Below are 23,482 nucleotides of genomic sequence, written 5' to 3' on the forward strand. Positions count from 1 at the left end.
GTCATAAGTAAAGTGCTATTACATCACAGAAAATGTAGAATTTTATTCGCTAAGATATTACGCTGGTTTTCTCTAAAGGTCAAAGAGCCTTGTGAATTTTTTCGAATGTTTTTTTCGGTTCGCGTATCGAAAATTGGTTCAAAAATTACCAGAATATCAACTATTCCAAAGCAATAAAAAAGTCCCGGACCCTATTTCCCATAGAGCCCGGGACTTTTAATTTTTTTTGTAAACGCGGCGCAGGCGAAAACACCAGGCGGCGCGTTGTACGGGAAGCGACTACATGTTCAGGGTCGCCTTGAAGGCAGTGGCCAGCTCTTCCACGTTTTCCTGAACAAGAATTGTGCCGTTGAGGGACATGCGCAGTTCGCCGTGCGTCTGCACGCGACCGAGCAGGCCGCAATGCTGGCCTGCCATAAGGCCTTCAAAGGCATCCTGTTTGGACGGGGGAACCGACACCAGAAGACGTCCGGCAGATTCGCCGTACAGCAGCGAAAGCAGGGGGATTTCCGTGTCCGGCATGGGGACGGCGGAGAGGTCCAGGTCCATACCTACGCGTCCGCCCAGCGCCATTTCCGCCGCGGCAACAGCCAGGCCGCCGTCGGACAGGTCGTGGCAGGCGTTGATGAGCCCCTGGCGCATGGCCTGATGGATGGTCTTGTAGCGCCGCAGGTTGGCCAGGGCGTCCACCTGGGGCACCTTGCCTCCGGTGGCACCCAGCTGGGATGCGATTTCCGAACCGCCGGTTTCGTCCTGGGTGAGCCCCAGCAGGTAGACCAGATCGTCCGGATTCTTGAGGTCCGACGTGGCGCAGGTATTGATGTCGGGCACGATGCCCGCCACGGAGAAGAGCACCGTGGGCGGAATGGAGATTTTCTTGCCGCCGCCGGTGTAATCGTTCTTCATGGAGTCCTTGCCGGAAATGCAGGGCACGCCATAGGCTGTGCAGTAGTGGGCCAATGCCTGGTTGGCGCGCACCAGCTGGGCCAGCTTGTACTTGCCGTCCGGGTTCTTTTCGCTCTGCACCGGGTCGCACCAGCAGAAGTTGTCCACGCCGACCATGCGTTCCGGGTCCGCACCTACTGAAACCGCGTTGCGCACGGCTTCGTCAACGGCGTTGGCCATCATCCAGTAGGTGTCGAAATCGCTGAATTTGGGGCAGATGCCGTGGGTGACGGCCAGCCCGAGTTCGCTGTCCAGCACCGGGCGGATGACGCCGCCGTTGGAAGGGCCGTCGCGGCGTACGCCGACCATGGGCTTGATGACGCTGCCGCCCTGCACCTCGTGGTCGTACTGACGTACCACATATTCCTTGCTGCAAATGTTCAGGCGGCCCAGCATCTGCTTGAGCAGGCTGCCGTGGTCCGGTGTGTCGGCGGGAAGGGCATCCTTGATGGCCGGGCCGTTCTCGGGACGTTCCCATACGGCTTCCAGGCTCATCTGGGGCACACCATTGTGCAGAAACTCCATATCCAGGCAGACAACGGGCTGTCCGTCGTAGTGCACGTGGAACATGCCGCTGTCTGTAAATTCGCCCAGCACGGAAACTTCCACGTCCATTTCCCGGCCCATGGCCAGGAATTCTTCCAGCTTGTCCTGGGGCACGGCCATGCTCATGCGTTCCTGGGCTTCGGAAAGAAGGATCTCCCAGGGGCGCAGGCCGTCGTATTTGAGGGGTGCCTTGGAAAGGTCGATGGTGCAGCCGCCCGTGGCTTCCGCCATTTCGCCCACGGAGGAGGACAGGCCGCCAGCGCCGTTGTCCGTAATGGCGCTGTACAGTCCCGCGTTTCTGGCGCGCATGAGAAAGTCGTACATTTTGCGCTGGGTGATGGGGTCGCCAATCTGTACCGCAGTGGCGGGCGATCCTTCGTGCAGTTCTTCGGAAGAGAAGGTCGCGCCGTGGATGCCGTCCTTGCCGATGCGTCCGCCAGCCATAACGACGGCGTCGCCCGCTTGGGCGTACTTCTCGTAGTTGGCACGTCCGTTCAGGGTAATGGGCATGGTGCCGATGGTTCCGCAGTACACCAGGGGTTTGCCCAGGTAGCGTTCGTCAAAGACGATGGAACCGTTGACTGTGGGAATGCCCGATTTGTTGCCGCCGTGTTCCACGCCTTCACGCACGCCTTCAAGGACGCGGCGGGGGTGCAGCAGGCGGGGAGGCAGTTCGCCTTCGTGAAAAGGAGAGGCGAAACAGAAAACATCGGTGTTGCACAGCAGGTTCGCGCCCATGCCCGTGCCCATGGGGTCGCGGTTGACGCCCACGATGCCGGTGAGGGCTCCGCCGTAGGGGTCCAGAGCCGAGGGGCTGTTGTGCGTTTCCATCTTGACGCAGGCGGCCACGTCATCGGTAAAGCGGAACACGCCGGCGTTGTCCACAAACACGGACAGGCAGAGGTCCTTGTCGCCCTTGGCGGCGCGGATGATTTTCGTGGACCCGGCGATAAACGTCTTGAACAGGCTGTTGATGGAAACCTGCTTGCCGTTTTCCTTGTTGGTGTAATCGATGTGCGCGGAAAAAATCTTGTGCTTGCAGTGTTCCGACCATGTCTGTGCCAGGGCTTCGACTTCCGCGTCCGTGGGCAGTGCGCCTATGCCGTCGGCCTCACGCGCCGCCCGAACTTCGGGATCTGCGTAGTAGGCGCGGATGGCGTGCATTTCTTCCAGGGAAAGCGCCAGGGTATTGGCCCGGCTGAAATCTTCCAGCTCCTTGTCGGACATGGCTTCCAGGTCGATGCGGGCCACTTCCGTAACTGCCGCGCCCGTTACCTGTGCGGCAAAAGCGGGCAGGTCGGCACCTTCCTCACGGCTGCGGATGTCGTAGCGCTGGATGAGTTCGTTGGCCAGCAGGTCGCGGGCGATATGTTCGACAGTTTCGCGGGGCAGGTCGCCACGCAGCAGGAACTGGGTGGAGGTGAAGACCACGAGTTCTTCGGCCGAGCCCTGTTTTTTGCCGAGCACGGAGCGGAGTATGCCCTGTGCGGTGCGTCCTTCGTTGTCGGTCACCCCGGGGCGGAATCCCACCTCGATGAGCCAGTCGAAATCTTTGGCCATGGGCTCGAAGGAAGCGTTATGCAGCACCGGGTCGTGCAGGGCATCTGCTTCCAGCACAGTCTGCAGTTCGGCTTCGTCCAGACCGGAAACAGTGTAAACCTTGATCTGGGATACTCCCTCCAATTCAATGCCAAGGGCTTCCCGTATCTGCCGGGCAGTGCTGTTGCCCTGGGTATCGGCAACATTGGGTTTGAGGCCTACGTGTATGCGGCGCAGCATTATGAAATTCTCCTCATGTGATGTTGGCTGAAATATGGCAAAGCGGGTACAGATATCCGGGGCAGTTCCTTGCTATTTCCTGTCCTGGCAGTCGGCCCAGCGAAACTGAGTGCCTTCTGCTTCTTTGGCCCTGTACGTCGCCTTGTCGGTTCTATGAAGAAGGTCCGTTGTTGTTTCCCCTATCTCGGCCAGCGCCAGACCGGCACTGAAACCGACTTTTCCGGAAAGTTCAGCTTCGAACCCTTTTCGGATTCTGGCAAATGCTGTTTCCAGAAGGTGTTCATCCACTTCCGTGTAGATAACGGCGAATTCATCCCCACCGTAACGGCAGGGGAAGTCCATGCTTCCTTTGCGGCAGGCACCGCGCAAAATGCGTCCCACCTTTCGCAACACCGCGTCTCCGGCCAGGTGGCCCTGGGTGTCGTTGATGGCCTTGAATCCGTCGAGATCCAGAAAAATAAGTCCCACGCGCTTTCCGGTTCGCTCGGCACGCCTGAGTTCCCGCTCCAGCAATGTCTGGAATTGCGAATGGTTGAGCAGGCCGGTGAGTCCGTCGTAAACGGCCTTGCGCCTCAGTTCTTCTTCCAGGCGGCGAATTGTGGTCAGATCGCGCCCCACCATAAGGTAGTTGCTTTTTTGGTCCTTGGCCTGCATGGGCGAGAAGATCAGCTCCAGAGGTATCTGCTTGTCTGGAAGATCTATTTTGACCTCGTATGGCCCGGACATTTCGGCCAGGTGTCCTTTTCCTGGCAGTGGGGCGGCCTTAGACGTGGACCTGGCTACGTCGAACAGGTTTTTGCCCAGCAAAATCTGCGGGGCGTTGGGTGAGGCATAGGTTATCCTGCCGGTTTCGTCCAGAGTCAGGACGATATCCCGCATGGAGGAAACCAGCGCATTGAGAAAACCAAGTTGTTTGATTGATTGGACTTCCAAGGAGGAAACATCGCTGAGATCCTCGGTCAGGCTCAGTATCGTATCGCTCGAGCCATCTGATCGGTGCAGGGAGGCGTACAGGAGCTGGTCTGCTCCTTCCTTGTCCTTGATGCAGAATATCCGGCTGACGTTTTTTTGATTTCCGGCCAGAAAACTTCGCAACGTCCCCGGCGAATTTTCTTCCGTCACCCGGCTGACTGCCAATTCCAGCGAAGTGCCTTTGTAGTTGGGCGGAAGCCTGAAGTATTTGATGTATTGGGCGTTGGCATCCTGAATCTTGCCCTGGGGGTCCAGACGGGCGACGCCAATGGGCAGCTGGTCCAGGGTGGATGCCTTGGTTTCCAGCTGTGCCCGGCGCAGCAGATAGTTTTCCAGGGCATGGGCCACGAATTTGAGCTGCAGGCAGAGGCCGGAAGGAGAATAATTTTCAGGCTTGGAAATGATATTCAGCTTGCCGTACGTTTCGCCCGATGCCTGGATGAGGATTTCTTCCCCTTTGTGCTGCCAGGCAATTTCATCAGAGGCGGAGCTTTTTTGAAACTGGTCGGAAAGTTCTCCATCCGTGCAGGAAAAGATGTACCAAAGCTGTTTGTCCGGGCCCAGCAGGGCGAGTTCCCAATCCATGAGGCTGAAGGTCATGGAGAGGATGCGGTGCAGGAGGCCGCTGATGCTGGGCAACCCGCCCGCGGGGTTGGAAATTTCCGAGGCCAGAAAGTTTGCCCGTTGGATTTCATACAGCGAGTGGCGGTAGTAATGCGAGTCCTGCGGAGCTTCTGCAATGCCGAGGGTTGAAAGCATGCTGGAAAAACGCATGACGATGTTGGAGCGCAGTTCGTCCATGGCGTCCTGATCCAGGTTCATGATACGGCGGCAGATGGCCTCGAAATGAAGAATCTGTTGCGGATCTCGCGAGCAGCCCAGTTCCACTTCGCTCCAACGCGTGGCCAGGATCAGACATTGGGTAGCAGGAGGGTGGTTTATGATTCCCTCTATGTCATGATGGTGGGGCACGCAGTCACAACCCAGCCCCATCAGGCCAAGTTCGTTGAGAAGTTCCATGCTGAGCTCGGCATGGTCCACTCCGAACATTTTTTCCTCGGCCCTGAGTTGTCCGGGAATGGGGCACAACAGCGGGGGCTGTGCCATGGAGTTGAATTGTTCGGGGCAGGTTTTTTGGAGCACAATGAGGGAAAGATCTTTGAGCAGGGCGCAGAGGTACAGTCGGCTTGCTTCACTGGGACAGTGGGTTTCCGCAATGAGTTCGGTGGCTACCGAGGCCCAGACGAGCATGCGCCAGTTGGAGTAGGAGCGTTCGTTCTGCACCCCTTCCTTGCCTGCATTCTGGTGGAAGGAGACGCTCAGGGCGAGCTTGAGAATTTCCTGCACGCCAAGCACCACGGCGGCCCGGCGCAGGGCAACGACCTTTTGGCTCAGACCGTAGAAAGGGGAATTTACCAGGTTGAGCACGGAAGCGGCCAGAGCCGGGTCCATGCCGATGGTCTCTGCAATGGTTGGAAAGTCCGGCTGGTCTTTTACCGCTTCGCTGAGCAGGCGGTACATTACCGGCGGGAAGGTGTTGTGCAGATTGACCTTGAGGCTGGCAAGCGTGGGATTGATCATAAGTGCTGCGACCCCGTCGTGGCTCCTTGCTTGGCCGGAGGCGGTGAGTCCAGCGGCCTGTTATTTTTTCCGTGCCAGAACGTACGGCAAGGAGAGCTGCAAGATGTCCTTTTCCATGCTGGCAGGAAACTTGTCCAAAGCCTGACGCGCTTTTTCCACGTATTCGGCAGCTTTATTCCGTGTGGCTCCCGCCAGGTTGCTCTCCTGAATAGTGGCTATGATAGCATTTATCTGTTCATCCGTCAGCGTGTCGCTGGAAAATTTTTCGTCGAAATCCTTGCGTTCCTGCGGACCGAGCGTCTCCAGATAGAGAAGCAGGGGCAGGGTCAGCTTGCCTTCGCGCAGGTCCTTGCCAACGGGCTTGCCGGCTGTGTCCTCGGAGGATTCGTAATCAATGGCGTCGTCCACAAGCTGGAAGGCGATGCCCTGGTTCAGGCCAAAGGCTGCGGCCGCTTCCACAAGTTCCTCATCAGCTCCGGACAGGATGGCGCCGCAATGGCTGGCCGCCTGGATGAGATATGCGGTTTTCCCGGTGATTATTTCCAGGTAGCCGTCAAAGTCCAGCTTGGGACTGCGGGTTTTCGCTATTTCCTTGATTTCTCCCACGCAGGTGCGCATCACCGCTTCGGAAAGGGTGCTGACAAGGGAGGGAATGTCGTATTGGGCGACGAGCAGGTTGGCCAGGCCCAGAAGTACGTCTCCGGCCAGAATGGTATGTGCCTTGGAGTAGATGATATGGGCCGCTTTTTTGCCGCGGCGCAGTTCGGCACTGTCCAGAATGTCGTCGTGCAGCAGGGTGGCGGAGTGAAGAAATTCCAGAGAACAGGCCAGCGGATAGATGTCGTCATCCGCATATCCCAGGGCACGCGCCGTCAGAATGGTCAGGAAGGGGCGAAAGCGCTTGCCACCGGCAGCCAGCACATGGGCGGCTACCGGACGGACCATTTCGTCGAGCTGGGCGACCTGTCCGTCTATGTAAGCGTTTATCTTGGGGAGTTCCTGCCCCAGGTACTGTGCCATGTCGGTCATGTTGTCATCCTTGGTTCACTTGCCCCGGGAGCAAGAAGAGGTTGCGTCGTACCTGCCATAACGGATGAAGGCATCCGTCATGCCTTTTGGTCCATCATATCCGTGACTGAAAAAAGTTGAGCGACCACATTTGCCAGTTCCGCAACGGCCTGGCCAACTTTCCAATGGCCCGGTTCCCTGGAACCCACCAGGTTGGAAACCGTGCGTATCTCCAAAAAAGGAATCCCTGCCAAGGTACAAGCCCAGGCCAGGGCAAAACCTTCCATGTTTTCCGTGCAGGCCCCGTAGCGTGTGCGCAATGCCTGCGCATGCGCTGGTGTGCCGCTGGCAGCGCCCACCGTTACCGAGTCGCCCCGCCGCCATGTTTCGGGCAGAGTCAGGCGCATGGTACGGGCAGCCTTGTCCGGATCGAGTTCCAGCCGGTCGAAAACAGGGACATTATCCACCCGTCCCAAGGACAGTCCTATGCCTTTGGGGTCGATGCCCGTTTCCGTTGCCAGACCGAAGTCGGGCCAGCATTCCGCCGTGGCAACTGCCGTAGCCAGCATGGGCAGGGCTTTTTCGTCATAGGTCCCTGCCACGCCGATATTCACCATACCGGAAATTTCATGTCCCGCCAGCGTGCGCCCTGCGGCCAAAGCCGCGTTTACGGGGCCCACCCCCGTTACCAGGGCCAAAACATCCCGGCGCCCCTTGGGAACGCCGGTCAAACTTTCCGGCAGCCTGGCGGGAAAGGGCTGGCCGGGAACGGCATTTGCGGTTTGTCCTTTCCCCAGGACCGGCTTCAGTTCCATGGGGGTGGCGCAAACCAGAACAATCATGGACAGTCCCGCGTTGTCCGGCGCCTACAGACGCCAGTAGTTGTAACCCAGTTCCTTCATTTCCGCCGGGTCGAACATTCCCTTGACGTCCAGCAGCATGGGGGTGACGCCCTTCTTGAACATGGCGCTGATGCGTTGGATGGACATGCTTTTGTACTGCGAGTGCGGCACGGCAAGGATGAGGGCATCCAGGTTGTTCATGTCGTCAATATCCGAAAGCATCAGGTCGAGTTCCGACTCCGCCTCGTCGGGCAGGGCCATGGGATCGTGCACCAGAACTTCGGAGCAGTATTCGTTCAGCTCGTGGATGATGTCGATAACCCGCGTGTTGCGGAGGTCCGGCACGTTTTCCTTGAAGGTAAGCCCCAGCACGCCGATGCGCGCCGAGCGGATCATGCAGTCCTGCTTGGCAAGCATCTTGATGCAGGTTTCAGCCACATATTTGCCCACATAGTCGTTTATGCGCCTGCCCGCCAGGATGACCTGGGGATGGTGGCCGATTTCCTCGGCCTTGTAGGTCAGGTAGTAGGGGTCCACGCCTATGCAATGGCCGCCCACCAAGCCGGGGCTGAACTTGAGAAAATTCCATTTGGTTCCGGCGGCTTCCAGAACTTCCAGCGTGTCGATGCCCAGATGGTCGAAGATCATGGAGAGTTCGTTCATCAGGGCGATGTTGAGGTCGCGCTGGGTATTTTCAATAACCTTGGCAGCTTCGGCCACGGCAATGCTGGAGGCGCGGTGCACACCCGCCTTGACCACGGTGGCGTAGACGGAGGCGACGAGGTCGAGCGTTTCGGGAGTCTGGCCGGAAACGACTTTGACGATGGTTTCGAGCGTGTGTTCCTTGTCGCCGGGGTTGATGCGTTCCGGAGAATACCCCACAAAAAAATCGACCCTGTTACGCATGCCGGAATGGGCTTCCAGCAGGGGAATGCAGATGTCTTCGGTCAGCCCCGGATACACGGTGGATTCGTAGACGACCACTGCGCCGGACGCCAGGTTCTTGCCCACGGTCGTGGAGGCGGAAATAACCGGGTTGAGGTTGGGGCGGCGGTGTTGATCGATGGGTGTGGGAACAGCCACGATGACCAGACCGCAGTCGCTCAGCCGGGTCGGATCGGAAGTATATTGAATATCGGCCTGTTTCAGCTCGTGCGAGGTGACTTCCCGGGTAAGGTCCTCTCCCTTCATCAGTTCGGCGATGCGGCGCTCGGAAATGTCGAAGCCGACAACGTTGAAATGGCGGGAAAGGGCCACTGCCAGCGGGAGTCCTACATACCCCAGGCCCACAACGGCAATGGAGGAATGGCCGTTTTTCAGATTTTCGTAAGTTATCATTCGTGTGTCCTTTGCATCGGCGTTTGTAAAAAACGCATATTTGAGCCGAAATTCCTTGGAATGCAATTTCATTCCGGCCCGGCTTTCACATACGTGAGAAGCGTCCGCCCATCAACCCGAACCAGGGTGCCGGGGCGGTTTGCGGAAAAGCACTTGGTGCAGCAGGTGGACAGACAGCCATGCGCGGGGTAGTGTGCCGCCATGCATATCGATTGGTCCTTTGTCCTGGCCGCCATCGGCCTCGCGCTTGTCTTCGAGGGGCTTCCCTACTTTGTGTGGGCGGAAAAGATGCCCCGCATCCTTTTGCATCTGGCCACTCGGCCACCCCAGGTTCTGCGCATGCTCGGGCTGGCGTCCATGCTCGGCGGCCTGCTGCTTATCTTTATCAGCCGCTCCTGATTTTTTCAGGTCACTCGGCCGGAGAATCCGTTTGCGTGGCTTTTTGCGCCACGTGGATGTAGACGATTCCGGAGAGAAGCGGTTGCCAGAAAACTTTTTCAAAACCGCAGTTCGTCATTTCCCGCGCCAGTTCGCGTTCTCTGGGGAACGCCTTGATGGTTTCCGCGAGGTAGCGATACGCCTGCGAGTCGCCGGAGACAAGCCTGCCTGCCAGAGGGAGAAGCTTGTCCAGGTAGAAATTATACACCCCTTTCCATATCTTGGCCTGTCCCGAGCCAAATTCCAGCACGCATAGGCGGCCTCCTGGCTTGAGCACCCGGAGTATTTCCCGGAACGCCTGTTCGCGGGGAATGATGTTGCGGATGCCGAAGGAGATGGTGACGGCGTCCACGCAGGTGTCTGGCAGGGGAATGTGGCGTCCGTCCGCCAGGGCCGCAGCCATGCGCGGAGCGAACTTGTCGGGGATTTTCTTGGTGCCCTGGCGCAGCATGGGCATGGCGAAATCCATGGCCAGTATACGTGTGCCCGGAAGCTGGCGTGCCAGTTCGAGGCTGACGTCCATTGTGCCTGCCGCAAGGTCCAGGACAATGCCGTCCTGCTTTGCCCGGACGTGGCGGACCAGACGGTGGCGCCAGTAGATGTCCTGCCCGAGGCTCAGGGTCCGATTGAGAAAGTCGTACCATCCGGCAATGCGGCCGAACATTCCGGCCACCTTTTTGCCGTGTTCCACTCCTGCCGGTTCGTTGGAAGTCCGCACTGTCTAGTCTTCCTCGGTCTGGTCTGCAGGGGCGGTGGAGGTGGAGGGCTGTTCTCCGGCCATGATGGTCCCCAGTACTTCCTGGTATATGGGGGCGAAGTGATCGGAAAAGTTGGTGGGCGAGATGCGGCCCAGTTCGATGAACTTGACGATGATTTCCTTTGTGACCTGGACGGCCATTGATTGGGTCTTGTCCATGACGCCTCCGGTATATGAATAAGCAGCCTGTTTTCGGCTGAAAGATGCAAAACCCGCCCGTAGGGGAAATGGCGTTGACCTGCACGATGTAGGTGAAACGCGGGGCGGGGAAAAGGAAGAAACCTTGGCAGCACCTTCCTTTTTCGGCCATGTAGCACGGGGAGGTTGCAAAGTCGAGGGAAGGGCCCTGGGAAAACGCCGCAAGGCCCCGGCTGTCGGAGGGTTTGGCCTTTTTTTGAGCTCCAAAAAAAGGCCGGGTGAACCCCGGCCTTGTATATGCATCTAAATAAGACATGAATGCTCGATGCCTTAAAACTCAGGTAGACGACGCTACTCTTCGAAGTCTTCCTCCAGGGCCTGGATTTCCTCACGGATGATCCGGGCGGCCGCTTCGGGTATGGCTTGTTCCAGCTCTGCACGCACCTCATCCATAATCGAGGACTTGAGCAGGGCGGAGGCCGCGTCGATGCGTTCGGCAACAGCGCTTTCAATTTTGTTTTCGAGCAAGGCTTCCAGGCGCGGAATCAAGGAACCTTCCAGCCGTTCGGCCAGTCGATCAGCCAGGGCGTCTTCATCCAGCCCTGCGTCGGCCTGCTCTTCGGGAGTCGGCTGGCTGATCGATTCCAGCCTGCCCTCCACGCTGTTCAGCAGGGCGGAGAAACGATCTTCCAGGGCTTCGAACTGGGTTATTCCCTGTTCCAGCCGGGCAATGCGTTCGGCCAGCCTGTCCACGTCGCCGTTGGATGCGGGCTGTGGTGCCGCGCTTTCTTCGGCTGGCGCAACCATGGTTTCGACCGCCATGTCTTCCACGGCAAAGGCTGCCGCTTCATCGGGCATGCCGTCGTCCAGGCCTACCTTGTCCTCGTCCTGACCATCGATCCCTTCAATATCCTGCAGGAAATCGTCGATATCGTTGGATGCCTCTTCGTCGTCCTCTGCGGGCAGTACGGTGGGGTCATCCTCCATCTCGTCGAGCATGTCCTGAATGTCTTCGTCCAGGGGCTGCGGAGCTTCGGTACTGCCTTCCATGTCCTCAAGAAGGGCGTCTACGTCCGCTTCATCGTCCGCTGCCATGTCGGCAGACTCTTCGGAAGCTATCTCCAGCTCTTGGGAAATGGTCTCCTGCATGTCCGGCTCGTCCATTCCGTCGAGCTTGTCCTCTTCTTCCGGAATAGGGGCGGAGTGCTCCAACTCGTTCAGAATTTCATCCTGATCAAACGTTTCAGGAGCGGACTCCTCTGCAGGTATTTCTTCTGCAGCCGTTTTTTCTAGGGAAAGTTCTTCTACAGAAATTTCTTCCGGGATATCTTCCGGCGTTTCTGCAACCGCATCGTCCTCTACGGGGGCGGATATATCCTTTGCCGTGTCGAACAGGGCGTCGGCTTCGTTTTGTCCGGCCGGTCCGCTGGGGCCGTTTTCCAGCTCTCCCAGAATGGCGGCCAGGTCTTCGTCGTCACCCAGGGGCTCGCCCGTATCCTGAACGGTCTCGCCGGCCAGGAATGCGTCGAGCTGATCCTCGTCTGACAGAGGTTTTTTAGGCTTGGGCATTTCAGGCGCAGCTTCCTGCGTGATGGCAGGCTCTTCCTCCGCGTCTTCTTCCATGGACAGCATGTCGGCCATATCGTCCAGGTCGTCCAAATCGCCCAGATCACCCAACCCGTCCAAATCATCGGGCTCACCAGCTTCAGCCACAGCAGCCGGTTCAGGCGCACCTTCGGAGTCATCTGCCCCAAACAGGTCGTCGAGATCGCCTAAATCGTCGGTGCCCGTGTCGGCCTGCGAGTCGCTTTCACCCAGCAGATCATCCAGGTCATCTAGATCGTCCATTGCCGAAATGTCGTCTTCCGCCGTTGCTTCGGCTTCTCCCAACAAGGCGTCCAGATCATCGGGCTGGGCTGTCGCTTCGGGCACTTTGGGGGATTCTTCTACGGAATCGACCTCACCCAAGAGGTCATCAAGGTCGTCAAAATCATCGGAACTCTCGTCTGCCTGCTCTGGTTCGCCGAGCAGATCGTCGAGGTCGCCCATGGCATCCATATCGCCCAGGTCTTCCATGGCTGCCTCGGCGTCGGCCTTATCCGGCGCATCCGAGTCGGCTTCACCCAGCAGATCATCCAGATCGTCCAGATCGTCCATAGCATTTTGGGCACCGGAGTTGTCAGGAGCAAGGGCGTCTGCGGGGGGAGGAGTATTGGAAAAATTGTCGTCGCCAGCGTCATCCATGTCGGCATCCATGTCGCCAAGGAGGTCGTCCAGTTCGTCACCAGCTCTTCCGATTGCATCGGCATCGGATTGCTGGTCGTCCCCGAGCAGATCGTCCCCCAGCAAGTCGTCAAGATCGCCGAGGTCGTCCTCTTCGTCCATATCCTCGGCACTCGGGCCGGCATCGAGATCGCCGAGCAGGTCGTCCAGTTCGTCGTTGGCGCCCTGGTCCGCCGCGCTGGTCTCATTGGAATCGCCAAGCATGGCTTCTATGTCGTTCTGGTTGGGAGTCCTGGCGCTGCCGCCACCGAGGTCGTCGAGCAAATCGTCAAGGTCGTCGGATTCGTCGGCAACAGGCTGGGGATTCTCGTCATCAATGCTGTCGAGCAGATCGTCCAGACTGCCGTCCTCCATGCTGGTGGCGGTGCTGTCTCCGGCTTCTGCTTCACCCAGCAGATCGTCGAAAGAAATATCTTCGTCCCCGGCGGACATGTCGTCGTCACCGCCCAGCAGGGCGTCGAGGTCGTCTGCGGCGTCGGTTGCAGGCTGTTTGCCTGTGGCATCGCCTTCTTCGATGATGTCGGTCAGCTCTATGATGTCGTCATCGAATTCGCTGCTGTCGGGAGGGGTTGGACACATGAGGTACCTCGCCGTGGAACGTTGCTGGAAAAAAACGGGGCCGCGGTAGCGGCCCCTATGAAAGCCTTTTGGCTGCTAATTCTTGGGATGGCACTCGGTGCACTTGGTGGGGCCCTTTTTCATGGACTTGTGGCAACCCACGCAGCTCTTCTCGCTCTTGCGTTCATGGAACGCCATGTAGAAGGAGTCGTCACCCTTCTTGGCTGCGGCGTTGGCATGACAGCCGGAAGCCTGGCAGGGCTGGATGGCACCTGCGCCGTCCCACTTGTGGTGGCAGGTCTTACAGTCCATGCTGGCGTGGCCCTTGTGCGAAAAAGCAACCGGGGCCTTTGTTACCTTGGCACCTGCGGGAGCCTTGATAACCATGTCTGCGGGAGCGTCCACTGCGAATACGGCCGGAACCGCGAACAGGCATACGATAGCTGCGCTGATCAGGCTCACGAGCAAAGATTTCCTCATCCTGTCTACCTCCTTACCTAAAGAACAACAAATTGTAGAACACATTGCATATCAACACCAATTAAGAGAAGGCCATGTCCCGTGTCAAGGCTGATGGGCCTTGCGGACATGCCTGCCCGTCTCTTACGAGGAGCCGAGATCGTACTTTTTATCATAACCTCGGGGGGTAAGCATGCGCAAACCATATTTTGTATCGATTATGCGCGTGGTGCTGTTCCCTATCACGAGAATGCTCAGCATATCAACAATTGAAGTGTCCAACCGGGCCATGGTGCATACATATACTGACTGGTTTTCACGCGCGGCATTGCGTACCAGCCCCACAGGTGTTTCCGGATGTATCTGTTTCCCGATGACCTCCAGGGCCTTGTCGAGCTGCCAGTCGCGCCGTTTGGAACGGGGGTTGTACAGAACGATGACGAAATCGGCCTTGGCGGCCATTTCCAGACGCAGGGCGATTTTGTCCCACGGGGTGAGGAGGTCGCTCAGGCTGACGACTGCAAAGTCGTGCATGAGCGGCGCGCCCAACAGGGAGGCTGCGGCAGCCAGGGCCGGAATGCCCGGCACCACGCGTACGTCCATGGCATCCTGCAGGCCGCGGGACTGGACCAGTTCCAGCACCAGCCCGGACATGCCGTACACGCCGGAATCGCCGCTGGAAACCACCACGGTGTTCTCCCCGGCAACGGCGAGGTCGATGGCCGCGTTGCAGCGGTCCACCTCCTTCATCATGCCGGTGGAAAGCACGTGTTTGCCGTCCAGCAGTTCGGGCGCAATGAGATCGAGATAGGTGGAATAGCCGACAACGGCGTCGGCTTCGGCGATACTTCGCGTCGCCTCTGGCGCGCAAAGGGCCGGATCGCCCGGGCCCAGCCCGACCACGCTCAGCAGGCCGCAGCCAGCGTTACTCGAGGGCTTTTGGTCTTGGGGACGATCAATTGTTTGTTCGCGGCCAGAGTCAGGGCGGCGGCTTCGCATACGCTTTCAACTCCCATGTGCTGTTGGACCCGGTCGGACGGGTTGGGCACGTCCACGCCTTGCAGCTTTTCCGGGGGATAAAAAGTGACAGGAACGCCCAGTTCCCGTGCGGCCTCCAAAAGGCCGGGCTCGTCCTGCTTGGCGTCTATGGAGGCCAGCCCTGCGATGCTGTCCGTATGCAGCCCCTGGGCGGCAAAGACCGTGCGCAGGTGGTCCAGGATTTCCTGGCACGGGGTGTCCCGCCGGCAGCCGATGCCCACGCTGATATTTTTTGGATGCAGCAGTAAATGGCCGGGCGCGGACGGACGAACACGATAATCCACCCAGACCGCACATGGTGCATCGGCAGCCACTGTCTCTGTTGTCGGCTGAAAATATGCGGCAAGGTCCGGGCGCTGTGAAAACTGCAGATGGTCGTCGGGATCGAACAGCGCGGCCTTTCCGCCGTCCAGCAGGTGGCCGCTGACAAGCTTTACGGCCTGTATGTTGCCGATACCCAGACCTGCCTGCTGTGCCAGCAGATCGATGGCCGGAACCGCCTGCCTGTCCGTGGCCGTGGTGATGACGGGCTGCGCGCCGACCATGTCGGCAATATCGCGGGCCAGGGCGTTGCCTCCGCCCAGATGACCGCTCAGCAGGCTGACGCAGAACATGCCGTCCTGATCCATCGCCACCACGCAGGGATCGGTATCCTTGCTTTGAAGATGCGGGGCGATGGCCCGTACGGCAATGCCTGCCGCGCCCACAAAGATATGGGCCGGATAGTGTGAAAAAGTGGAGGCCAGCAGGTCGCGTATGGATTCGAAAACGATTTCCTCGGGAAATCCCGGTTCGGCGCAACGGGCATGCAGATGGACCCGGCCATTTGCCAGACGCCCGATGCGGCGGGCCATGGCGGCTCCCTGGCGGGTGAAGGCATAAATGGCGGGGGAAGTGGATGAAGGCATTGTGGTCACCGGAGGTTACAAAAAGGCCCGGAAGTGCACTACGGCACGCTTCCGGGCCGGGGTTGTCTTAGGGCTGGAAGGTCTGTGCGGCTTCCAGGATCTTGGCAAAGTCCTCGTCCGTGTGGGCAAAGGAGGCAAAGGTGCATTCAAAGGCGCTGGGGGCCAGGAATACATCGTTCTCCCGCATGTGGCGGAAGTACTTGGCGTACATTTCGCTGTCGCCCTTGCTTGCGGAGGCAAAGTCCGTCACCGGGCCTTCGCAGAAGAACAGGGTAAAGACGGAGGCGATCTGGTTGCAGGTAACGGGCAGGCCCTTGCCGCTCAGGATGGCGGTCAGTTCGACGGCCAGTTTCTTGACGCGGTTTTCCAGGCCTGTGTAGTCCTGCTTGGTGAGCAGGCGCAAGGTGGCCAGTCCGGCGGCCATGGCAACCGGGTTTCCGGCCAGGGTTCCGGCCTGGTAGACCTCGCCGCAGGGGGCGATACGCTGCATCAGGTCGGCCCTGCCGCCGTAGGCGCCCACGGGCATGCCACCGCCGATGATCTTGCCCAGGCAGGTCAGGTCGGGCTTCATGCCGAAGCGGCCCTGCGCACCACTCAGCCCCAGGCGGAAACCGGTGATGACTTCGTCGAAAATAAGCAGGGATTCGTGTTTTATGGTCAGGTCGCGCAGTCCTTGCAGAAAGCCTTCCTGTGCCGGGACGCAGCCCATGTTTCCGGCCATGGGTTCCACGATGACGGCGGCAATGTCCTCGCCATGGGTCTTGAACAGTTCGGCCACGGCCTCGACGTCGTTGTACGGGGCCAGCAGGGTATGGGCCACGGTTTCGGCCGGTACGCCCGGCGTGCCGGGAATGCTCAGGGTGGCGAGGCCGGAACCGGCGCTGGCCAGAAACGTATCGCTGTGTCCGTGGTAGCCGCCGATGAACTTGACGACCTTGGACTTTCCGGTCACGCCGCGGGCCAAGCGCAGGGCGCTCATGGTGGCTTCGGTGCCGGAGTTGACCATGCGCACCATGTCCACGGCGGGCATGATGTCCACGATGGTTTTGGCCAGATCTACCTCGTCGCGGCAGGGCGCGCCGAAGCTGCAGCCGAAATCTACCGCGGCATGGATTGCTTCCGTAACGTAAGGGTGGTTGTGCCCGAGAATCATGGGGCCCCAGGACAGGACCATGTCCACAAGTTCCTGTCCGTCCACGGTTTCAATGTGCCCCTTGTCCGCACTATCGATGAACAGGGGATTCACGCCCACGGATTTGCAGGCCCGTACCGGGGAATTAACCCCGCCGGGAATGTACTTGACGGCTTCGGCAAAAAGAGATTCAGACTGGCTCATTGTACCCTTCCTCGTCCTCGCAGAAGTAGATCATGGAGGTTTTTTTCAGTTCACGTACGCTTTCAAGAATGTCGAATTGCTGGATGCCCGTCTCCTCTACAAGCTCCTCGGCAACACGCAGGCAGTCGCCCGGGTCTTTGCCGTGGATCATTGTGTAGAAGTTGTACGGCCAGTCCATACAGTTGCGGCGTACGTAGCAATGGGAAATTTCCGGCCGGGCCGAGAAGATGCGTCCGGTTTCGTCCAGGTCTATGCCTTCTTCGGCAAACCAGGCGACCATGGCGTTGTGTCCGTACCCGGCCTTCTGGTGGCGCAGGGTGGCCCCAAAGCGGCGGATGACCTTATCGTCCTTGAGCTGTTTGACCAGAGAGAGGATTTCCTCTTCTTCCAGCCCCACCTGTGCGGCGATGTCGGCAAATGGAGTGGCCGTGTCGGGCAGGTTGCGCTGCATGATGGCCAGGGCCTTTTTCTGCTTGTCGGTAAAATTGAGATTTCCCATGGCCGGGGTGATACCTTGTGGGGGGGGATTTCGCAACCCAGGGACGGGCTGTTTACAAAAGGAATAAGAGCGTTGTCGTTTTAAAGAAATATTCCAGCATATGTCCGTAACTACTTGTCGAACTTATGTTTTTCTCGTGAGACCTGAGTCCTTTGGGGGCCTGCGCCTCTGTACGCAACCTGCCGGATTATACTTTGTAATTATTCCGAGAAAACCGACTGAAAAAATATTGACTTCCGCTCCCTGGTGACTAACTTGAAAATAGACCTGGAGCGCAGGTACGGTTGGTTCGGCGGGAGAATCAACATAAAGAGAATTGATAAGGCCGCAAGGCCTATTTAAAAAAGGGTTCTTGGACCACCAGCTTACGGCGCTCCGGGTTTTTCATTGGCCGGAAGCCATCCCCAGACGGGAAGGCTTCCGGCCTTTTCTTTTGGGGGCCATTTTTTTTGGCGTTTTCAGCCTTTATCAGGCTCCAGGCCCAGGTCTTCTATTTCCCGCCTGTCATCACCCATATCCGAGCCCTTGCTCGTCAGGTAATCACCAATCATCAGTCCGCTGGCTCCGGCCATGTGGACTTCTTTTTTGCGGTCATGTCCCAGGGTGGATTCACGTCCACCGCAGATGCGGATGTGCTTGTCGGGCAGCAGAAAACGGTACACGGCAATCACGGCCAGGGCCTCGTCCGGGAGCAGGCGGGCCTGCCGTTCCAGCGGCGTGCCCTCAAAGGGCATGAGAAAATTCACCGGGATGGAATGCACGCCCAGGGACTTGAGTTCCAGGGCCATTTCCACGCGGTCTTCCCAACTTTCCCCCAGGCCGAAAATACCGCCCGAACAGACGTGCAGACCTGCGCTGACGGCGCGGCGCACACAGTCGGTGTCTTCGTCGTAAGCATGGGTGGTGCAGATAGACGGGAAGAACGAGCGGGAGGTTTCCAGGTTGTGGTGGTAGCCGCTCATTCCGGCCCGCTGCAGCCGCGCCAAGGCCTCGGCGTCGAGCAGCCCCAGCGAGGCGTCCGCAGCCAGCCCGGCAGCCTTGATGTCGGCCAGCATGTCGGCAATGCGTTCCAGTTCCTGGGCATTGGGTGCCTTGCCGCTGGTAACCACGGCAAATCGTCCGGCACCGCCGCGGCGCATGGTTTGGGCGGCCTTGAGCACGGTTTCCCGGTCCACCAGGGGATATTCCGGGCTGTCGGTACCGTAGTGGGCGGATTGGCGGCAAAAGGCGCAGTCTTCCCCGCAGCGTCCGCTTTTGGCATTGATGATGGCGCACAGTCCCACCTTGGTGCCCAGATGGTGCAGCCGGATCTCCCTGGCATGGGGGAGCAGGTCGGCAGGGCGGGTACGGGCAACGTCGAGGAGGAAGGCGATTTCGCCATCATTAACGGAAACGCCGTCTTTGGCCTTGGCGGCCAGGGCGCGCAGATTTGTCGTGCTCATAGTGTCTTCTCCAGCGATTCGGCGGTGTGGTTTCGTTCGTCCGCAGGGGCTTTGCGCCCCATGACGCAGAGCGACTTGTACGAAACATAGACCCCGTCGGGACCGGCGTAGTTTTTTTCATACTCCCGGCGGAACGCGGCCAGGCGGCGTGGGGATGCAGCCTTTTTGCCCGCAGTATAGCGGGCACCGGTGCGGCGCAGGGAGTGCAGCAGGGAGAGCGCGTCGGGCTGTCCCAAGCGGTCCACTCTTTGGGTGTGGACAAAGGTGAGGCCTGGATAGGCCGTGAAAATCTTCAGAATGCGCTCTGCCCCGGCCAGCGGATGGATGGACCCGAACCCGGTTTTTCGGCTGGTTTCGGCCAGTTCGGCCAATGTGCCGTCCACAAACATGTTCAGGGCGAACCGTCCGCCCGGACGTATCAGGTCCAGGTTGGCGGTGATGGAGCGTTCCGGGTTCTGATACCACTGCATGGCCGAGCTGCTCAGCAGCAGGTCTATGCTGTGCCGGGGCATGGGCATGGCCTCGCCGTCGGCGACAAAAGGTGCCAGGCGGTTGTCCCCGGTTTGGTTGCGCATGTGCGCCAGCATGGAACCGGCCACGTCCGCGGCAAGGTAGGTACGGCAGTGCAGTTCCGGCAGTATTTCCCAGGTCAGGGTGCCGACGCCCGCGCCGATTTCAAGAACCGTATCGCAGGCCGGGAGGGTTGATTCCCCGGCGGCATCGGAACGTCCGCAAATATCCGGCCAGTTCGCGGCCAGTTCGCGGATCATGTCTCGGGCTATCTGTTGCTGGATGAGTGCGGCGTTTTCGTATTCTTGGGCAGCGGCATCAAAATACCGGCGTACCTGTTTTTTCATGCAGGAGGGCATGCAAGGTCTCCTCGGATAGGCAATGACCGCCGGGTACCTGTTTCAACGCGGTTCCGTCAAGCGTTTGTACCACGCTTCGGGCGGCCCTGGCGCGGACGATCTTGTCGTTTTGCGGCATGACCAGCGTGATGTCGGCCCCTTGGGGAAGTGTGGGCGCGGCAGTGGAATCCAGAAGATATTGCAGGCCGTTTTTCAGGGCACCAATGAGGGGATGTTGGTCGGGATGCCGGGGAATGGGCATTGCCGATTCCGCCAGTCCGCAGTTGGTGTAAAAGTTGTGGAGCAGCCCGGCCGGATCGCGATCCAGTTGGTCCATCATGGCCTGCACCACGCGGGCCGGGAACGAGTCTGTAAAGCGCAGAAACGGGGCCACCAGCAGCACATGCCGAAAGGTTGCCAGACAGCGGCCGTGCTTGAGTGCCATGTGCGCGCCCGTGGACCAGGCCAAAAGTGTCTCTCCGCCTTTGTCCAGCCGCTCGAATACGGCCTTTTCGTCGGGGGAGTCCGGGTCGGTAAAGGGCGTGATGAACTCGCAGGCCTTGGACAGATTCGGGAAAAGCGGGGCAAATCCGGCCCAGCCGGAAAGGAACAGAATCCGGGCCATCAAGACTCGTTTCCCACGACGGGCAGGTTTTGCCGCAGGTCGCGGAAGGTGTCTGTAATTTCCTCCATTTCCCGGTCCGTGAGGTCGGCCCGCAGGCTCAGGCGCAGCCGTGCCGTCCCCTTGGGCACCGTGGGCGGGCGGATGGCCCCCACCAGCAGGCCGCGTTGCAGCAGAAAATCGCGGGCCGCAAGCGTGGCGCCATTATCGCCCAGAATTACGGGGATGATTTGCGTTTGGGACTGGCCCGTATCGAAGCCCATTCCATTGAGCGCATCCCGCAGGTCCTTGGAAATGGCCATGAGCCGTTTTCCGGTCTGGGGTTCATTCTGCACTATGCGCAGGGCCTCGCGGTTGGCACCGATGACCGAGGGCGGCAGGGAGGTGGAATAGATGAAGGAGCGGGCCGTGTTCATCAGCCAGTCTATCATGGTACGGCTTCCGGCCACGTATGCGCCGAACGATCCCATGGCCTTGCTGAAGGTTCCCATGTGCAGGTCCACCTGGTCGGCCACGCCGAGTTCCGACGCCAGGCCGCGGCCTTGCCCCAGAACCCCGGCAGCGTGGGCTTCGTCCAGCACCAGCAGCGCACCGTGCGATTTGCAAAGCCGGGCCGCCTGGGCTACATCTGCCATGTCGCCGTCCATGCTGAAGACGCTGTCCGTTATGACGATTTTTCGATGCGTACCCGCATGTTTTTCCAAACATTTTTCAAGGTGTGCCATGTCGTTGTGGCGGTAGCGCACATGCGTGGCGCGGGACAGAATGATGCCGTCCACAATGCTGGCATGGTTGAGTCTGTCGGAAAAAATTACGCAGTTGCGGTCGGCCAGGCTGGAACAGATGGCCAAATTGGCGGCATACCCCGAATTGAAGATCAAAGCGGCTTCGGTTCCCTTGAACCGGGCCACTTCCTCCTCCAGAGCGTCGTAGGGGCCGTATGTGCCGCTGACCAGACGCGAAGCGCCCGAAGTGGTGCCGTAATTCTGCGCGGCGATAACGGCTGCCCGGCGTATTTCCGCACGTTCGGAAAAGCCCAGGTAGTTGTTCGATGCCAGGTTGAGTATGTGCCGTTCCTGGAGCAGTACATGTTTGTCTGCTCCGTAGTCTATGTTTGGAATGGAACGGAACCGATGGTCTTTCTTGAGGGATTCGAGAGCGGCTTGGATGCTTTGCATAAGATGTCGCCAGTGTTTTTTTAACAGGAGTTTTTTCGATGCAAGGAGCCATATGGCATCCCTGTACGCAGATGGGCGAGGTGCGCGAGCACCCGCTGCTGCGCATAGTCAAAGGACAAGGCATATATCTCTACGACGCCGCAGGCAAGCGCTACATGGACGCCGTGGCCTCGTGGTGGGTCAATCTGTTCGGCCACGGAAACGAGCGTATCGCCCGGGCCATCCGGGAGCAGGCCGGAGTGTTGGAACAGGTCATCATGGCCGGAGTGACCCATGAAAAGGCCGAGGAAATGGTCGACCTGCTGCTGCCTCTGCTGCCGCCGGGGCTGAAGCACGTCTATTTTGCTAGCGACGGCGCCAGCTCCGTGGAAGTTGCCATGAAGATGAGCGTGGGCCATTACCGCCGCAAGGGGCAGACCGAGCGCGGCAAATTTCTTTTTCTGAAGAACGGCTACCACGGCGATACCATGGGCGCGCTGTCCGTATGCGGCGACGGCGGATTTACCGAAGAGACCGGACTGCCGCCGCGCAACATCATGGTGGAAGCCCCGGACTGTTTTCGCTGTCCCTACGGCAAGGAACGCGGTTCCTGCAACGTGGAGTGCTTCGAGCACATGGAAAGGGCCATTGCCGACCATAAGCACGAGGCCTGCGCCGCCATTGTGGAACCCCTGGTGCAGGGGGCGAGCGGCATGCGCATGTATCCCGCCCGTTACCTGACCAAACTGCGCAAGGCCACACGCGATGCCGACATGCACCTTATCTGCGACGAAATCGCCGTGGGGTTCGGGCGTACCGGAACCATGTTTGCCAGCGAACAGGCCGATATTTCCCCGGATTTGATGACCGTGGGCAAGGGGCTGACCGGCGGCACCCTGCCGCTGAGCCTGTGCCTGACCACGGACGAGGTCTACGAGTCCTTTTTGGGCGCATGGCCCAATGCCTTCATGCACAGCCACAGCTTTGGCGGCAATGCCCTGGCCTGCGCCGCGGGCGTGGAGACCCTGAAGATTTTTCGCGAGGAAAACGTGCTGGAAAACAACCGGGCCAAGGCCGAGCATCTGGCTGCCTACACCCGGGAGCGTTTTGCCGGTCATCCCCACGTGGGCGAAGTGCGCACAACGGGCTTTATCACCGCTCTGGAGCTGGTGGACGACCCGCAGACCCGCAAGGGCTTTGCCCCGGAGCGGCGCACGGGGTTCCATGTGTACAGAGCCGCAATGCAAAGGGGGGCGCTGATGCGCAACATGAAGGACGTGATGTACTTCATCCCTCCGTATATTATTACAAAAGAAGAAATCGAAACCATGGTGGATATCGCCTATGATTCGGTTCAAGAGGTTTTGGAATGATCCGTATCTATATATCCGGCGTGAACACCGAGATTGGAAAGACCGCGTTCAGCGCATTGCTGGCAAAACATTTTCTGGAGCAGGGCAAGACCGTTACCTATGTGAAGCCCGTGCAGACGGGCAGTCCGCCGGATGACGACTCGGCCTACGTGCGCGAGCACAGCGGGCTGGGAATGGACCGGGCCTATTGCCTGCTGACCGGCAAGGAACCTGCGGCCCCCATGTTCGTGTTCGAGCAGTTTCCCTTTTACGGACTGGTGGAAAAGATCAATGCGGTGCAGGATACGGACGTGCTGCTTGTGGAAAGTGCGGGTGGGCTGCTCGTGCCTCTCTGCCGTCGCTGGATGAACCATGATATTGCCCGCAAATGCGGGTTGGACGTGGCCCTCGTGGTGCCCAACCGCCTGGGATGCATCAACGATGCCCTGCTCAACATTCATTATCTGAAAACCACTGGCCTCAATCTGTACGGCCTGGCCATGAACGAACACTTTGCGGACGATCCCATGCCCGCAGAGCGCAACCGGGATTACCTGGCAGAGGTCGAGCCCGGCTGCATACGCTACGTGTTCGGCAATGGTTGGCTGAATGCGGTAGGAGCCGACAAGGACTGAG

20 protein-coding genes are annotated in these 23,482 nt (G+C 59.2%); 3 read left to right on the forward strand and 17 right to left on the reverse strand.

Annotated features, from left to right (window positions below):
• Window positions 1-279: 279 nt before the first annotated feature.
• The 5 genes from ACI0FJ_RS19670 to ACI0FJ_RS19690 form a co-directional block, all read right to left on the reverse strand.
• Window positions 280-3,270, reverse strand: a complete 2,991-nt coding sequence (locus ACI0FJ_RS19670; RefSeq protein ID WP_424306286.1) for an AIR synthase-related protein — start codon at window positions 3,268-3,270, stop codon at window positions 280-282.
• Between the two features lie 72 nt (window positions 3,271-3,342).
• Window positions 3,343-5,823 carry an HDOD domain-containing protein gene (locus tag ACI0FJ_RS19675; RefSeq protein WP_424306288.1) on the reverse strand — a complete coding sequence of 827 codons (2,481 nt, stop codon included), beginning with the start codon at window positions 5,821-5,823 and terminating at the stop codon, window positions 3,343-3,345.
• A gap of 60 nt (window positions 5,824-5,883) precedes the next feature.
• Entirely contained in the window at window positions 5,884-6,852 is a 969-nt protein-coding gene (locus tag ACI0FJ_RS19680) for a polyprenyl synthetase family protein (RefSeq protein ID WP_424306290.1), read from the reverse strand.
• Between the two features lie 77 nt (window positions 6,853-6,929).
• Window positions 6,930-7,673 carry a futalosine hydrolase gene (gene mqnB / locus ACI0FJ_RS19685; RefSeq protein WP_424306292.1) on the reverse strand — a complete coding sequence of 248 codons (744 nt, stop codon included), beginning with the start codon at window positions 7,671-7,673 and terminating at the stop codon, window positions 6,930-6,932.
• A gap of 24 nt (window positions 7,674-7,697) precedes the next feature.
• Window positions 7,698-9,011 carry a nucleotide sugar dehydrogenase gene (locus tag ACI0FJ_RS19690; protein WP_424306294.1) on the reverse strand — a complete coding sequence of 438 codons (1,314 nt, stop codon included), beginning with the start codon at window positions 9,009-9,011 and terminating at the stop codon, window positions 7,698-7,700.
• A 201-nt stretch (window positions 9,012-9,212) separates the two neighbouring features.
• On the opposite strand from ACI0FJ_RS19690, the gene ACI0FJ_RS19695 reads away from it, so the two are divergent.
• Window positions 9,213-9,410 carry a DUF2065 domain-containing protein gene (locus ACI0FJ_RS19695; RefSeq protein ID WP_424306296.1) on the forward strand — a complete coding sequence of 66 codons (198 nt, stop codon included), beginning with the start codon at window positions 9,213-9,215 and terminating at the stop codon, window positions 9,408-9,410.
• A gap of 10 nt (window positions 9,411-9,420) precedes the next feature.
• Here ACI0FJ_RS19695 and ACI0FJ_RS19700 read toward each other — a convergent pair whose 3' ends face one another.
• The 12 genes from ACI0FJ_RS19700 to bioF all read right to left on the reverse strand — a co-directional run bounded on the left by ACI0FJ_RS19700 (window position 9,421) and on the right by bioF (window position 21,515).
• The gene (locus tag ACI0FJ_RS19700) at window positions 9,421-10,167 is read right to left on the reverse strand and encodes a ubiquinone/menaquinone biosynthesis methyltransferase (RefSeq protein WP_424306298.1); all 747 of its coding nucleotides are present in this window, start codon (window positions 10,165-10,167) and stop codon (window positions 9,421-9,423) included.
• A 3-nt stretch (window positions 10,168-10,170) separates the two neighbouring features.
• A complete protein-coding gene (locus ACI0FJ_RS19705; RefSeq protein ID WP_424306300.1) occupies window positions 10,171-10,365 on the reverse strand; it encodes a hypothetical protein in 195 nt (64 codons plus the stop codon).
• A gap of 330 nt (window positions 10,366-10,695) precedes the next feature.
• Window positions 10,696-13,206, reverse strand: coding sequence for a hypothetical protein (locus ACI0FJ_RS19710; protein ID WP_424306302.1), 2,511 nt, complete (start codon window positions 13,204-13,206; stop codon window positions 10,696-10,698).
• 75 nt (window positions 13,207-13,281) lie between these two features.
• Entirely contained in the window at window positions 13,282-13,665 is a 384-nt protein-coding gene (locus ACI0FJ_RS19715) for a cytochrome c3 family protein (RefSeq protein ID WP_424306304.1), read from the reverse strand.
• Between the two features lie 123 nt (window positions 13,666-13,788).
• Window positions 13,789-14,643, reverse strand: coding sequence for a precorrin-3B C(17)-methyltransferase (cobJ, locus tag ACI0FJ_RS19720; RefSeq protein WP_424306305.1), 855 nt, complete (start codon window positions 14,641-14,643; stop codon window positions 13,789-13,791).
• Window positions 14,550-15,590 carry a cobalt-precorrin 5A hydrolase gene (locus tag ACI0FJ_RS19725; protein WP_424306307.1) on the reverse strand — a complete coding sequence of 347 codons (1,041 nt, stop codon included), beginning with the start codon at window positions 15,588-15,590 and terminating at the stop codon, window positions 14,550-14,552. The genes cobJ and ACI0FJ_RS19725 overlap by 94 nt, the downstream gene beginning before the upstream one ends.
• Window positions 15,591-15,657: 67 nt before the next feature.
• Entirely contained in the window at window positions 15,658-16,926 is a 1,269-nt protein-coding gene (hemL, locus tag ACI0FJ_RS19730; RefSeq protein WP_424306309.1) for a glutamate-1-semialdehyde 2,1-aminomutase, read from the reverse strand.
• On the reverse strand, window positions 16,913-17,425 hold the full coding sequence (locus ACI0FJ_RS19735) for an Lrp/AsnC family transcriptional regulator (protein WP_424306311.1): 513 nt from the start codon (window positions 17,423-17,425) through the stop codon (window positions 16,913-16,915). Before ACI0FJ_RS19735 ends, hemL begins: the two co-directional genes overlap by 14 nt.
• Window positions 17,426-17,883: 458 nt before the next feature.
• On the reverse strand, window positions 17,884-18,867 hold the full coding sequence (gene bioB, locus ACI0FJ_RS19740) for a biotin synthase BioB (RefSeq protein WP_424306313.1): 984 nt from the start codon (window positions 18,865-18,867) through the stop codon (window positions 17,884-17,886).
• The gene (locus ACI0FJ_RS19745) at window positions 18,864-19,736 is read right to left on the reverse strand and encodes a methyltransferase domain-containing protein (protein ID WP_424306315.1); all 873 of its coding nucleotides are present in this window, start codon (window positions 19,734-19,736) and stop codon (window positions 18,864-18,866) included. The genes bioB and ACI0FJ_RS19745 overlap by 4 nt, the downstream gene beginning before the upstream one ends.
• Window positions 19,696-20,340 (reverse strand): alpha/beta hydrolase, encoded by a 645-nt coding sequence (locus tag ACI0FJ_RS19750; protein WP_424306316.1) that lies wholly within the window; start codon window positions 20,338-20,340, stop codon window positions 19,696-19,698. Before ACI0FJ_RS19750 ends, ACI0FJ_RS19745 begins: the two co-directional genes overlap by 41 nt.
• A complete protein-coding gene (bioF, locus tag ACI0FJ_RS19755) occupies window positions 20,340-21,515 on the reverse strand; it encodes an 8-amino-7-oxononanoate synthase (protein WP_424306318.1) in 1,176 nt (391 codons plus the stop codon). The genes ACI0FJ_RS19750 and bioF overlap by 1 nt, the downstream gene beginning before the upstream one ends.
• A 38-nt stretch (window positions 21,516-21,553) precedes the next feature.
• Here bioF and bioA point away from each other — a divergent pair, with 38 nt between their 5' ends.
• Both bioA and bioD read left to right on the forward strand, forming a co-directional pair.
• Window positions 21,554-22,867, forward strand: a complete 1,314-nt coding sequence (gene bioA / locus ACI0FJ_RS19760; RefSeq protein WP_424306320.1) for an adenosylmethionine--8-amino-7-oxononanoate transaminase — start codon at window positions 21,554-21,556, stop codon at window positions 22,865-22,867.
• Window positions 22,864-23,481: a dethiobiotin synthase gene (gene bioD / locus ACI0FJ_RS19765; RefSeq protein WP_424306322.1), complete on the forward strand. Its 618-nt coding sequence runs from the start codon at window positions 22,864-22,866 to the stop codon at window positions 23,479-23,481. The genes bioA and bioD overlap by 4 nt, the downstream gene beginning before the upstream one ends.
• Window position 23,482: the final 1 nt, after the last annotated feature.

The organism is Desulfovibrio sp. 7SRBS1 (assembly GCF_049723905.1).
In the GTDB taxonomy this organism is placed as follows: Bacteria; Desulfobacterota; Desulfovibrionia; order Desulfovibrionales; family Desulfovibrionaceae.

Bases quoted from the DNA above. Each gene is read 5' to 3' on its own strand.
- ACI0FJ_RS19670 (WP_424306286.1), bottom strand. From the start codon at position 3,270: ATGCTGCGCCGCATACACGTAGGCCTCAAACCCAATGTTGCCGATACC.
- ACI0FJ_RS19675 (WP_424306288.1), bottom strand. From the start codon at position 5,823: ATGATCAATCCCACGCTTGCCAGCCTCAAGGTCAATCTGCACAACACC.
- ACI0FJ_RS19680 (WP_424306290.1), bottom strand. From the start codon at position 6,852: ATGACCGACATGGCACAGTACCTGGGGCAGGAACTCCCCAAGATAAAC.
- mqnB (WP_424306292.1), bottom strand. From the start codon at position 7,673: ATGATTGTTCTGGTTTGCGCCACCCCCATGGAACTGAAGCCGGTCCTG.
- ACI0FJ_RS19690 (WP_424306294.1), bottom strand. From the start codon at position 9,011: ATGATAACTTACGAAAATCTGAAAAACGGCCATTCCTCCATTGCCGTT.
- ACI0FJ_RS19695 (WP_424306296.1), top strand. From the start codon at position 9,213: ATGCATATCGATTGGTCCTTTGTCCTGGCCGCCATCGGCCTCGCGCTT.
- ACI0FJ_RS19705 (WP_424306300.1), bottom strand. From the start codon at position 10,365: ATGGACAAGACCCAATCAATGGCCGTCCAGGTCACAAAGGAAATCATC.
- ACI0FJ_RS19710 (WP_424306302.1), bottom strand. From the start codon at position 13,206: ATGTGTCCAACCCCTCCCGACAGCAGCGAATTCGATGACGACATCATA.
- ACI0FJ_RS19715 (WP_424306304.1), bottom strand. From the start codon at position 13,665: ATGAGGAAATCTTTGCTCGTGAGCCTGATCAGCGCAGCTATCGTATGC.
- cobJ (WP_424306305.1), bottom strand. From the start codon at position 14,643: ATGCGAAGCCGCCGCCCTGACTCTGGCCGCGAACAAACAATTGATCGT.
- ACI0FJ_RS19725 (WP_424306307.1), bottom strand. From the start codon at position 15,590: ATGCCTTCATCCACTTCCCCCGCCATTTATGCCTTCACCCGCCAGGGA.
- hemL (WP_424306309.1), bottom strand. From the start codon at position 16,926: ATGAGCCAGTCTGAATCTCTTTTTGCCGAAGCCGTCAAGTACATTCCC.
- ACI0FJ_RS19735 (WP_424306311.1), bottom strand. From the start codon at position 17,425: ATGGGAAATCTCAATTTTACCGACAAGCAGAAAAAGGCCCTGGCCATC.
- bioB (WP_424306313.1), bottom strand. From the start codon at position 18,867: ATGAGCACGACAAATCTGCGCGCCCTGGCCGCCAAGGCCAAAGACGGC.
- ACI0FJ_RS19745 (WP_424306315.1), bottom strand. From the start codon at position 19,736: ATGCCCTCCTGCATGAAAAAACAGGTACGCCGGTATTTTGATGCCGCT.
- ACI0FJ_RS19750 (WP_424306316.1), bottom strand. From the start codon at position 20,340: ATGGCCCGGATTCTGTTCCTTTCCGGCTGGGCCGGATTTGCCCCGCTT.
- bioF (WP_424306318.1), bottom strand. From the start codon at position 21,515: ATGCAAAGCATCCAAGCCGCTCTCGAATCCCTCAAGAAAGACCATCGG.
- bioA (WP_424306320.1), top strand. From the start codon at position 21,554: ATGCAAGGAGCCATATGGCATCCCTGTACGCAGATGGGCGAGGTGCGC.
- bioD (WP_424306322.1), top strand. From the start codon at position 22,864: ATGATCCGTATCTATATATCCGGCGTGAACACCGAGATTGGAAAGACC.